The organism is Amycolatopsis sp. lyj-108, from assembly GCF_046549005.1.
GTDB lineage: Bacteria > Actinomycetota > Actinomycetes > Mycobacteriales > Pseudonocardiaceae > Amycolatopsis.
The window spans coordinates 32,118-43,923 of record NZ_JAJPWQ010000018.1; the positions used below are offsets into that span (position 1 = coordinate 32,118).

General features: G+C 70.5%; 8 protein-coding genes. 3 read left to right on the plus strand and 5 right to left on the minus strand.

Translation table 11 applies throughout. The annotated features are described in order from the left end of the window. The first annotated feature begins 100 nt into the window (after window positions 1-100). From ACLJO0_RS42210 to ACLJO0_RS42220, 3 genes are all read left to right on the plus strand, one after another. Entirely contained in the window at window positions 101-4,003 is a 3,903-nt protein-coding gene (locus ACLJO0_RS42210; RefSeq protein WP_410585518.1) for a Pls/PosA family non-ribosomal peptide synthetase, read from the plus strand. A gap of 21 nt (window positions 4,004-4,024) precedes the next feature. Then, the gene (locus ACLJO0_RS42215) at window positions 4,025-5,431 is read left to right on the plus strand and encodes a M1 family metallopeptidase (protein ID WP_410585519.1); all 1,407 of its coding nucleotides are present in this window, start codon (window positions 4,025-4,027) and stop codon (window positions 5,429-5,431) included. Window positions 5,432-5,739: 308 nt separating this feature from the next. Continuing rightward, entirely contained in the window at window positions 5,740-6,624 is an 885-nt protein-coding gene (locus ACLJO0_RS42220; RefSeq protein ID WP_410585520.1) for a hypothetical protein, read from the plus strand. Between the two features lie 3 nt (window positions 6,625-6,627). Here ACLJO0_RS42220 and ACLJO0_RS42225 read toward each other — a convergent pair whose 3' ends face one another. From ACLJO0_RS42225 to ACLJO0_RS42245, 5 genes are read right to left on the minus strand one after another with little or no spacing between them, the layout of a single operon-like run. Then, on the minus strand, window positions 6,628-7,815 hold the full coding sequence (locus tag ACLJO0_RS42225; RefSeq protein ID WP_410585521.1) for an acyltransferase domain-containing protein: 1,188 nt from the start codon (window positions 7,813-7,815) through the stop codon (window positions 6,628-6,630). 18 nt (window positions 7,816-7,833) lie between these two features. After that, the gene (locus ACLJO0_RS42230) at window positions 7,834-9,450 is read right to left on the minus strand and encodes a (2,3-dihydroxybenzoyl)adenylate synthase (RefSeq protein ID WP_410585522.1); all 1,617 of its coding nucleotides are present in this window, start codon (window positions 9,448-9,450) and stop codon (window positions 7,834-7,836) included. A 6-nt stretch (window positions 9,451-9,456) separates the two neighbouring features. Next, a complete protein-coding gene (locus tag ACLJO0_RS42235; protein ID WP_125786296.1) occupies window positions 9,457-9,714 on the minus strand; it encodes an acyl carrier protein in 258 nt (85 codons plus the stop codon). A 41-nt stretch (window positions 9,715-9,755) separates the two neighbouring features. Continuing rightward, window positions 9,756-10,682, minus strand: a complete 927-nt coding sequence (locus ACLJO0_RS42240) for a beta-ketoacyl synthase N-terminal-like domain-containing protein (RefSeq protein WP_410585523.1) — start codon at window positions 10,680-10,682, stop codon at window positions 9,756-9,758. Continuing rightward, the gene (locus ACLJO0_RS42245) at window positions 10,679-11,806 is read right to left on the minus strand and encodes a beta-ketoacyl-[acyl-carrier-protein] synthase family protein (protein WP_410585524.1); all 1,128 of its coding nucleotides are present in this window, start codon (window positions 11,804-11,806) and stop codon (window positions 10,679-10,681) included. The genes ACLJO0_RS42240 and ACLJO0_RS42245 overlap by 4 nt, the downstream gene beginning before the upstream one ends.

Here is an 11,806-nt window from a genome sequence, read left to right on the forward strand (position 1 = left end):
GGCGCCTCATTCGGAGAGCGAGCCCGAATGACGCACTTCGCGAAAGGTGTGTGATGGGCTTGAGCGCCCATGGTTCCGTCTTGCCCGTGGTGACCGCCCGATGACCCTGACCGCCGATTCCCGGCCGATCGCCTGCGTCGCCGATGTCACCGTCGCCCCGTCCGCCACGCCGATCGCCGACCGTGCCCTCTTCTGGTCCGGCCTCGGTGCCGGTGAGCGCACCCTGATCGACATCCTCGCCGAGACCGCCGCCCGCCACCCCAACGCGGGCGCGATCGACGACGGCGAGACCACGCTGTCCTACCGCAAGCTCGTCGAAGAGATCGACGACTACGGCCGCAAGCTGACCGCCAACGGTGTCGGCGTCGGCGACCGCGTCGGCGTCCGGATCTCCTCCGGCACCGCGGAGCTGTATGTCGCGATCCTCGCCATCCTGTCCGTCGGCGCCGCCTATGTGCCGGTCGACGCGGACGACCCGGAAGAGCGCGCCGAGCTGGTCTTCGGTGAGGCCGACGTCGCCGCCGTCGTCAGCGATGGCGGCGCGATCACCGTCGCCGGTTCGCCCGGTGGCGTCGAAGGTGGCCCCGCGCCTGCCGACGACGCCTGGATCATCTTCACCTCCGGTTCGACCGGTAAGCCGAAGGGCGTCGCCGTCTCGCACGCGTCCGCCGCGGCTTTCGTCGATGCCGAGGCCCAGCTCTTCCTCACCGAGGAGCCGATCGGCCCCGGCGACCGCGTGCTAGCCGGTCTTTCCGTCGCCTTCGACGCGTCCTGCGAAGAGATGTGGCTCGCCTGGCGTCACGGCGCCTGCCTGGTCCCGGCGCCGCGTTCGCTGGTGCGGACCGGTGTCGACCTCGGCCCGTGGCTGGTCGCGCAGGGCATCACCGTCGTCTCGACCGTGCCGACGCTGGCCGCGTTGTGGCCCGCCGACGCGCTGGAAGACGTCCGCCTGCTGATCTTCGGCGGCGAAGCCTGCCCGCCGGAACTGGCCGAACGCGTCGCCGTCGAAGGCCGCGAAGTCTGGAACACCTACGGCCCGACAGAGGCCACCGTCGTCGCCTGCGCCGCGCAGATGACCGGCGAGGGCCCGGTCCGCATCGGCCTGCCGCTCGCCGGCTGGCAGCTCGCCGTCGTCAACGAGGCGGGCGAGCCCATCGCGATGGGGGAGACCGGCGAGCTGGTCATCGGCGGCGTCGGCCTGGCCCGCTACCTCGACCCGGAGAAGGACGCCGAGAAGTTCGCGCCGCTGCCCTCGCTGGGCTGGCGCCGCGCGTACCGCAGCGGTGACATGGTCCGCGCCGAAGCCGAGGGGCTGCTGTTCCTCGGGCGGCTCGACGAGCAGGTCAAACTCGGCGGCCGCCGGATCGAACTCGGCGAGGTCGACGCCGCGCTCCAGGCGCTGCCCGGAGTGCAGGGCGCCGCGGCCGCGGTTCGCCGCACCAAGGCGGGCAACCAGGTGCTCGTCGGGTACGTCGTGCCCGCCGAAGGAACGAAGTTCGACCACGACGAGGCCGCGACCCGGCTGCGCGAGCAGCTGCCCGCCGCGCTCGTCCCGCTGCTGGCGCTGGTCGATGACCTGCCGACACGGACCTCCGGCAAGGTCGACCGCAACGCGCTGCCCTGGCCGCTGTCCACTGTGGACGCCGCCAAATCCGGGCTGTCCCCGACGGAGAGCTGGCTCGCCGAAGGCTGGGCCGAGATCCTCGGCGTCTCGGTCGACAACCCGAAGGCCGACTTCTTCACCAACGGCGGCGGGAGCCTGACGGCCGCGCAACTGATCGCGCGGATCCGCACCCGGCATCCGCAGGTGTCGGTGAACGACATCTACGCCAACCCGAAGCTCGGCGCGCTGGCCACGTTGCTGGACGCGCTGAGCGGCGAGAAGACCGAACGCCGCGACATCGCGCCGACCCCGCGTAAGGCCGGGATCATCCAGTCACTGCTGATGATCCCGCTGATGGGCCTGGTCGGCCTGCGCTGGACGACGATCGCCGCGACGTTGTCGAACGTGCTGTCGCTGGCCGGTTTCGCCTGGGCGCCGACGCTGAGCTGGGCGTGGATCGCCGTCGCGTGGATCGCGCTGTTCAGCCCCGCGGGCCGCATCGCGATCTCGGCGACCGGCGCGCGGCTGCTGCTGCGCGGCGTCCGCCCCGGCAGCTACCCGCGTGGCGGGAGCGTCCACTTGCGACTGTGGACGGCCGAGAAGCTCGCCGAGTTCAGCGGTGCGGACAGTGTCGCGGGCGCTTCCTGGATGACGACGTACGCCAAGGCACTCGGCGCGCGGATCGCCAAGGACGTCGATCTGCATTCGCCGCCGCCGGTCACCGGCATGCTGAAACTCGGCCGCGGCGCCGCCATCGAACCCGAGGTCGACCTGACCGGGCACTGGGTGGACGGCGATCTCGTGCACATCGGCAAGATCCGGATCGGCGCCGACGCGCGGATCGGCGCGCGCAGCACGCTGTTCCCCGGCGCGCGGATCGGCAAGGGCGCGGAGATCGCGGCCGGGTCGACCGTGCGCGGCAACGTGCCCGCCGGACAGCGCTGGGCCGGTGCGCCCGCGGCGCGTGCCGCCAAGGACTCGCTCAAGTGGCCGTCGAGCCGCCCGCCGCGGTCGCGGTTCTGGTCTTCGGTCTATGGCGCGACCTCGGTCGCGCTGGGTCTGCTGCCCGCCGTCGCCGCCCTGCCCGCTGTCGCGTTGCTGGGTCACGCGATCGCCGGTGCTCCGTCGCTGGGTGCCGCGCTCGGCCAGGCGCTGCTGTTCACACCGCTCGCGACCATCGCGTACTTCGTCACCTATGCCCTGCTCGTGCTCGCCGGCGTCCGTTCGCTGAGCATCGGCATGGTCGAGGGTTACCACCCCGTGCACGGCCGCGTCGCGTGGCAGGTCTGGGCGACCGAACGGCTGATGGGCATGGCGCGTGAAGGGCTGTTCCCCTTGTACGCCAGCCTGTTCACCCCGGTGTGGCTGCGGATGCTCGGGGCGAAGGTCGGCCGCAACGTCGAGGTGTCGACCGTCCTCGCGCTGCCGAAGATGACCCAGGTGGACAGTGGCGCGTTCCTCGCGGACGACACCATGGTCGCCACCTACGAACTCGGCCACGGCTGGCTGCACGTCGCGCCGGCGCGGATCGGCAAACAGGCGTTCCTGGGTAACTCTGGGATGGCCGCGCCGGGACGTTCGGTGCCGAAGCGCGGTCTGGTCGGCGTGCTGTCGTCGGCCCCGCTCAAGGCGAAGAAGGGCTCCTCGTACCTCGGGATGCCGCCGCTGCCGGTCCGCCGGTCGGTCGGTGCGGCGGACACGAGCCGCACGTACACGCCGCCGCTGCGGCTGAAGGCGGCCCGTGCGCTCATCGAACTCTGCCGCATCGTGCCGGTGATGTGCGGTGTCGCGCTGACCGTGCTGGTGGCCGCCGGGATCTTCGCGCTGGCGTCGTCGTATGGCTTCCTGGTCGCGCTGCTGCTCGGCGGGCCGCTGCTGCTCGCCGCCGGTGCCGTCGCGGCGCTGACAGCGACCGCGATGAAGTGGCTGCTCGTCGGCCGGTTCCGCGCGGTCGACCATCCCTTGTGGAGCTCGTTCGTCTGGCGCAACGAACTCGCCGACACCTTCGTCGAGGCGCTCGCCGTGCCGTGGCTGATCGGTTCACTCGGCGGCACGCCGCTGCTTCCGGCGTGGCTGCGGACCATGGGCGTCAAGATCGGCCGCGGCGTGTGGCTGGAGACGTACTGGCTGCCCGAATCGGACCTGGTGAGCCTTGGCGACAGCGCGACGATCAACCGCGGCTGCGTCGTGCAGACGCATCTGTTCCACGACCGGATCATGACGATGTCACCGGTGACCCTGGACGAGGGAGCGACGCTCGGGCCGCACGGTATCGTGCTGCCTGGTGCGAGCATCGGCGCGCGGACGACCGTCGGACCGGGCTCACTGGTGACCCGGGGCGACGAGGTTCCCGCCGACTCGCGCTGGCTGGGCAATCCCATCTCGGCCTGGACGAAGTAGGGAAGCGGGGTTCGTTCGCGGGTGATTTCGAAGGCCTCCGCGCAGCCATCGCCCGGCTCGGACACCTCCGGTGATTCCTATCTGCCCCGGCACGGCAACGGCGGTTACCGTGTCCGGCACTACGATCTGGAGCTGGACTACAAGATCGGTCCCAACCGGCTGTCGGCCTCCGCGGCCATCACCGCGGAGGCGACGCAGGCGCTGTCGCGGCTCACACTCGACTTCGGCGAGTTCCGCATCAACCGCGTGCTGGTCAACGGGAAACCGGCCAAGTACACGCGGCGTGCGCACAAGCTCCAGGTGAAGCCGGCGAAGTCGCTGGCGCTCGGCAGCGAGTTCGTGGTGGAGGTCCACTACGTCGGCAACCCGCGGCCGCTTCCCGGGCTGTGGGGCGACATCGGCTGGGACGAACTGACCGACGGTTCGCTCGTCGCGAGCCAGCCGGTCGGGGCGCCGTCGTGGTTCCCGTGCAACGACCACCCGTCGGACAAGGCGACTTACCGCGTCGCGCTGACGACGTCGTCGCCGTATCTCGTGGCCGTGACCGGGAACCTGGTGGCCCGACACGAGCGCGCGAGCACCACGAAGTGGGTCTTCGAACGGCCCGAGCCGACGGCGACGTACCTGATGAGCGTCCAAATAGGACGGTACGACGACGTCGAACTCGTCTCCGGCCCCCAGCCCGGCTGGTTCTCGCAACCCTCCGTCGAGGCGTTCCGGATCAACCTCGACGGCGGCACCGTGGTCACCTCGGTCCCGCAACGGGCCGCCGTACCGCCGCGCCTGCGCCGGGCCTTCTCGCGCGATTTCGGGCGGCAGGGCCGGATCATGGACTCGCTGCAACGACTGTTCGGGCCGTACCCCTTCGGCGAGTACGTCATCGTCGTCACCGACGACGACCTCGACGACCCGATCGAGGCACAGGGCATGTCGATCTTCGGCGCCAACCACGTCGACGGACGGCGCACCCACGAACGGCTCGTCGTGCACGAACTCGCACACCAGTGGTTCGGCAACAGTCTGACCGTCGCCGACTGGCGGCACATCTGGCTGAACGAAGGCTTCGCGACCTACGCGGAATGGCTCTGGTCCGAGGAATCCGGCGAGCAGAGCGCGCACGAGTGGGCGAAGACCTGGCACGCGAGGATGAAGGCGAAACCCGAGGATCTACGTCTCTCCGACCCCGGCGTGGCCCGGATGTTCGACGAGCGGGTGTACAAACGCGGCGGGCTTCTGTTGCACGCCTTGCGTTGTACCGTCGGCGACGCGGTGTTCTTCCCGATGGTGAAGGCATGGGCGATGGAGAACCGGCACGGTCTGGTGACCACGGCTGCTTTCGTGGCACTTGCTGAACGGTTTGCTGGTCGGTCGCTGGCTGGCTTCTTCGACGCTTGGCTGGACGCTCCGGCGCTGCCTCCGCTTCCCTGACGCCCCCGCTTCGCTTCCCTGGCGCTCCGCTCTCGCTCGCTCTCGCTCGCTCCGCTCTCGCTCGCTCCGCTCTCGCTCGCCCGCTTGAGGGTTCCCAATGTCGCATTTGAGACGCTCAGCGACTCAGATGCGACATTGGGAACCCCTTGCGAGTTTGTCCACAGGGGGCGCTGGTGGGGTGAGTTGTCCACAGGGGAGCGAATCGGGGCTGGCGCGGAGGGGCCAGGGGATCCACGATCGCGTATGTGGTGCGAACCGGCGAATGGCGAGGCGATCGCGAGGCTCTGTGGAAACTGAGTCGAGGCGGAGTGATCACTGTCGCGCGCCTGGTGGAGTTCGGCGTTCCCAGGAAGACGTGTTACCGGCGCTGCCGGCCAGGGCAGCCGTGGCAGCGCTTGCTTCCGGGAGTGCTTCTGCTCGGTTCGGGTAAGCCGACCCGGCGTCAGTTGGTCGACGGCGCCCTGCTCTACGGCGGGACGCAGGCACTGGTCACAGGTCTCGAAGCTTGCCGCCGCCAGGGCTTGCGGGGATCGGGAATCGTGGCGAACGGAATCCACCTTCTGGTGCCCGCCTCCTGCAAGGTGAGCAGCGCGGGGTACGTGATCGTGGAGCGGACCACGCGCCTGCCCCGGCCGGCCGTCGTGGACGGGGTGGCGATGGCGCCACTCGTCCGGGCGGTTCTCGATCAATGCCGCCGCTTCACCACGCACGATCCGGTCCGGGCTTTGCTGACCGAAGCCGTTCAGCGAGGTCGACTGAACCCCGAGGCCCTCACCAGGGAACTCGAAGCGGGCAGCGACCGGGGCAGCGCGTTGCCTCGCGAAGTGCTGCGCGACGTCCTGCGAGGAGCGCGGTCGGTGGCCGAGGTCGACGCGATGGCGGTATGGCGGCGGACAGGGCTCCCGGAGCCGTTGTGGAACCACGAATTGAGGGACGTCAGCGGCCGCTACCTCGGAACCCCCGATGGCTACTTCAAGAAGGTCCGGCTCGTTTGGGAGATCGACTCGTACGACTTCCACTTCGCGAAGGAGGACTACGCCAAGACTTTGGACAGAAACGCCAGATACGCCGCGGCGGGGATCGCCGTATTGCAGACCCTGCCCAGCCGTCTTCGGTCGGAGCCCGAGGAGGTCGCCAAAGAGCTTCGAGCGGCGTACTGGGCAGCCGAGGCTCATCTACGCAGCGCGGCATGAACCCTAGAAGCGCACCGGAGCGCCCGCGCAGTGCAGAGCCCCGACCTGCGTCCGGAAACGCAGCAGCGCGTCACCTCCCCGCCGGATGCTGGACAGCACCGCCACCTTTCCGACGCCCGCGTTCTCCCGCAGTGCGTGGGCGAGCAGTGGGTGGGGTGAGATCTCGACGAAGGCGCGGTGCCCGTCGTCGAGGGCCGCCCGCACGGCGGCGCTGAAACGGACGGGACGGCGCAGGTTCGCGGTCCAGTAGGCGGCGTCGAAAGCGGCGGTGGATCTCGGGTCGGGGAGGACGGTGGAGTAGACGGGGACGCGTGCGGGTCTGGGGTGCAGGGCGGACAGTTCGGTGCTCAGGTCGGCCAGGATCGGTTCGACCTGCGGTGAATGTGACGCGACCTCGACCGGGACGAGTTTCGCCATCAGGTCTCTCGCGGCCCAGCGGTCCACCAGGGTGCGCACCCGGTCCCGTCCGCCGGCGACGACGGTCGACGTCGGGCCCGAGTGCGCGGCGACGGTCACTTCGGGCACGTCGGCCAGTTCGGTTTCGACCGTGTCCCAGGGTAGGGCGACCATTGCCATCGCGCCGGTGCCGGAGACGCGCCGCATCAGCCGGGAGCGGCGGCAGATCACGGTCACACCGTCCTGTGTGGACAGTGCGCCCGCGACCACCGCCGCGGCCGTCTCGCCCATGGAGTGGCCGATCACGGCGGCCGGTGCGGCGCCGTGTGCCCGCCAGGCCGCCGCCAGCCCGAGCTGCATGGCGAACAGTGACGGCTGGACCTGTTCGATGCCTTCCGCTGACCCGGAAAGCGCGTCGTGCAAGGAAAAGCCGGCTTCGTCGGCGATCAGCGGTGCAAGGTGATCGATCTCCTCGGCGAAGGCGGGTTCCCCGGCGAGCAGTGCCTTGCCCATCCCGGTCCACTGCGAACCGTGGCCCGAGAACACCCAGACCGCGTTCCCGGCCGTGACCGCCTCGCCGACGGCGGCGCCACTGGCGGGTTCCCCGGCGGCGACCGCGCGAAGGCGGCCGGTCACCGAGTCCCGGTCCTCACCCACGACGACGGCACGCCACGCGCCGTGCCGTCGTCCGGCGAGTTCGGTGGCGAGGGCGGGCAGCGGATCGGCCCGGTCCGCGAGGGTGGCGGCTTCGGCCGCCAGCTGCTCGGGCGACTCGGCCGAGAACGGGAAGAACATCGTTTCCTCCAACCGGAATCAGCCGAGGTACCGGCGGGCGAGGGCCTTCTTGTCGATTTTGCCGACCGCGGTCGACGGCAGTTCGTCGACGACCGCGACCCGGTCCGGGACCTTGTACGCGGCGACACCGCGGTCACGGAAGAAGGCCTGGAGTGTGCTCGTGGACGACGGTTCGCCCGAGCAGACCAGGAACGCCACCGATCGCTCGCCGAGCACGGTGTCCGCTTCGGGCAGCAAGGCCGCGGACAGCACTCCCGGGCAGGCCAGCAGATGGCCTTCGACCTCGGTCGCGTCGATCTTCTGCCCGCCGCGGTTGATCTGGTCCTTCGCCCGGCCGACGACGTTGAGATGGCCGGTCGGGAGCCGCTGGACCAGGTCGCCGGTGCGGTAGAAACCGTCCGCGGTGAAGGCCCGCGCGTTGTGCTCGGCCGCGCGGAAGTAGCCGCGCAGCGTGTACGGCCCGCGGGTGAGCAGTTCGCCGGTCTCGCCGGGACCGACCTCGGCATCGTCCTGGCCGACCACGCGGACCTCGTCGTCCGCGGAGATCGGCCTGCCCTGCGTGGTGTGCACGAGCTCGTCCGGATCGTCGAGCCTGGTCAGGCACAACAACCCCTCGGCCATGCCGAACACCTGCTGCAGACGGCAGTCGAAGGTCTTGGTGACCGCGGCCGCCAGGTCGTCGGCGAGCCGGGCGCTGCCGACCTGGAGGATTCGAAGGCTCGAAAGATCCGTGTCACCGTGCTCGAACTCCCCGAGCCAGTGCGGCACCAGCGGAGGGTTGATGGCCGCGATCGTGACGCCCTCGCGCGCGATCAGATCGAACGACGTCCGCGCACCCGGTGAGGGAGCGAGCACGACCCGCCCGCCCGCCTGCAGGACACCGAGCATCCCCGGGCAGCTCATCGTGTAGTTGAACGCGATGGGCAGCACGGCGAGGTACACCGAGTCCTCGGTCAGCTCGCAGAGTTCCGCGGCCCGCCGGGAGTTGTAGGCGAAGTCGTCGTGCGTCCGCGGCACCAGCTTCGGCATCCCCGTGGTGCCGCCGGAGAGCAGCAGCAGGGCGAGGTCGCTCGCCCGTGGCGGGTCGACGGGGTCGGGTCCGGGTTCGTTGTCCAGCAGATCCGCCAGCGCGAGGAATCCCTCGTGCCCGCCGGTGTCCCCGGCGACGATCACGTGCCGGATGCCGGCGTCGGCGCGGACGCGGGCGGCGAGTTCGCGGTAGTCGAACCGGGCGTGCCGGTCCGGGATGACGTACGCGACGGCCTCGGCCATCGCCGCCAGATGCGCGATCTCGTTGCGGCGATGGGCGGGCATCGCGTGGATCGGCACGATCCCGAGCCGCGTCAGCGCGAACCACAGCAGCACGAACTCGGCACGGTTCGGCAGTTGCACGATCACCTTGTCGCCGCGTTTCAGCCCGAGCCCGGTGAGCCCGGTCGTCAGGCGCCGTACGGCGGTGTCGAGCGCGGCGTAGGTCCACCGGCGGTCGCCGTCCACCAACGCGACCCGGTCGGCGTACCGGACCGCCCAGCCGGAGAGCTGTTCACCGAAGGTCACGCCCTGCCAGTGGCCGACGGCGCGGTACCGGCGGGCGTCCTCGTCCGGCCACCCTGGCCAGTCCCCGTTCTGTGCCATCCCCGCTCAGCCCTTCTGTCCGGCGAGGACCAGCTGATGGATCTCGTCGAGCGTCTCCACCTCGCTGATCGCCGCATCGCCCACCCGGATGCCGTAGCGCTGCAGGATCCGCGCCGCGACTTCGAGCAGCAGCAGCGAATCGACACCGAGGTCTTCGACGAGGTTCGCCTCGTCGGTCACCTCCGCGGACTCGACCTCCAGCACGCGGGCCACCAGTGTCCGCAGGTCTTCCAGTTCCGGCTCGATCAGCTTGTTCCCGGTCATGAAGGCCCCTTCTTTCGTCTCTGTTCCCCGATTTCGGTCGTTCACGGCTGTTCCGCGCCCGGTCCGGCGAACGCCATCGCGGCCGCCGCCGCATCCGGCAAGCCGCAGGACACGGCGAGCGCGCTGCCTTCGCCGCCGTCGATGTGCGCGCTCGCGGCGGCGCACTGCAGGACGCCGAGCGCCCCCGACTGACGTCCGGCCCAAGCCGAAAGGTCGAGCACCTCGCCCGGCCGGATCCCCGGTTCTGCCAGGGTTGCGGAGGCTTCGCCAGAGACCGCCGAGGCCGCTGCCCGCGCGGTTCCGGCTCGCCGGTACTCGCCGAGCACGAGACGGACGCGGGCACGGCGGCGCCGGGCCGTCCCGGCGGATTCGAGCACGACCGCGGCGGCCGCGTCGGGCCAGTGCGTCTCGCCGTTGTCGTCGAGAAGCTTTCGTACATAACGGTTGTCGGGTTCGACACCGGTGACGACGACGGCGTCCGCCCGGCCGTGCCGGATCAGCCGCCGTGCCCACTGCAAGGCGTCGAGGCCGCTGGTCGGCCCGTTCGACAGCGTCAGGTTCGGCGCGCGCAGTCCGTGGTCGATGGCGACCCAGCCCGCCGACACGTTGCTGGAGGTGTTCGGCAGCCCGGTCGGCGGCAGCAGGCTCGCGGACTCTTCGGCGATCGTGTCCAGGAACGAGCAGATGCTGTCCAGGTTCCCGGTGTTCGTGCTGACCACGGTCGCCGTCCGGAGCGATTCCCCGCGATACGAGCCGTCCTCACCGAGCAGGCCCGAGTCACGGAGAGCGGTGGTGGCCGCACGGGAAGCCAGGCGCGAGGCCCGGTCGCGGTGCCGGAACTGCCTGCCGCGCAACCCGGTCTCCGGATCGAAGCCGTTCTCGTGGCGCCGGTACGGCTCCAGCAGGTCGGCCGGTCCGCGCAGACCGTCGACGGCGATCCCCGCCCCGGTCACGACGACGGCGGTCACGACGCCGCCTCCAGGATCGCTACGGCGTTGATCCCGCTGAGCCCGAAGGCGTCGACCTGGGCGATCCGGAACTCGCCGTCCCTCGGTTCGTCGCGGACGAGGTCCAGGCCCTCGGCCTCGTCCATCGGCTCGGCCAGTCCGAGGATCGGTGGCGCCAGCCGTTTTCGCAGTGAGATCGCGGCGACGATCAGGCTCAGCAGCCCGGAGCCGCCGAGCGTATGCCCGGTCGACGCCTTGATCGCGGTGAGCGCCGGTTTCGCGCCGGCGAACACGTCGTGCAGCATCCCGGTCTCGACCAGGTCGTTGCGGACGGTTCCGGTGCCGTGCAACACGATCAGGTCGATCTGGTCCGGACCGATCCCGGCGCGGTCGTGCGCCTGCCGCACCACCCTCGCGACACTGCCCGGCTCGGGCACCGTCGGATGGTCGGCGTCGCAGTTGAGCGCGACCGACCGGAGCCGGGCCGCGACCGGCCCACCGTGGCCCGGTCTGCGGAGCACCACCGCCGAGGCGCCTTCGCCCATCATCATCCCGTGCCGTTCCTTCGCGAAGGGCCGCACTTCGCCCGGTACGCCGCTCTGGACCCGGTCGAAGATGCCGAAGGTGGCTTCGGTCAGACCGTCGGTCCCGGCCACGACGACGGTGTCGCATTCGCCGTCCGCGATCAGGTCGGCCGCCAGGCCGAGCACGGTCAGCGACGCCGCGCAGGCGTTCGCGAAGGTATGCGTTTCCACCGTGCCGAACCGTTCGCGGATCGCCGTGCCGAAATGCAGGTCGGCGAAATCCGCCTCCGCTTCGCCTCGCCACCACAGCTCCATCGACCGTTGTTCCCGGTGTGTCGTGCCGACCAGCACCGGGCAGTTCTCCGGCAACTCGGTCAGCCCGGCGCCTTCGAGTGCCTGCGAGATCGCGTCGACCAGCCATTTCGTCGATCGGCCCGGTTCGTCCTTGCCGGGAGCGGCCCGGTCGTCGATCTCGTAGGCCGTCCGCGCCCGGAACTTCGTCGTGTCGTAGACCCGCAGCGGCCCCAGGCCGCTTTTCCCGGCGCACAGTGCGTCGTGGATCGTTTCGGGGTCGCGGCCGATGCTAGAAACGGCGCCGAGTCCGCAGATGTCGAGGTCCAC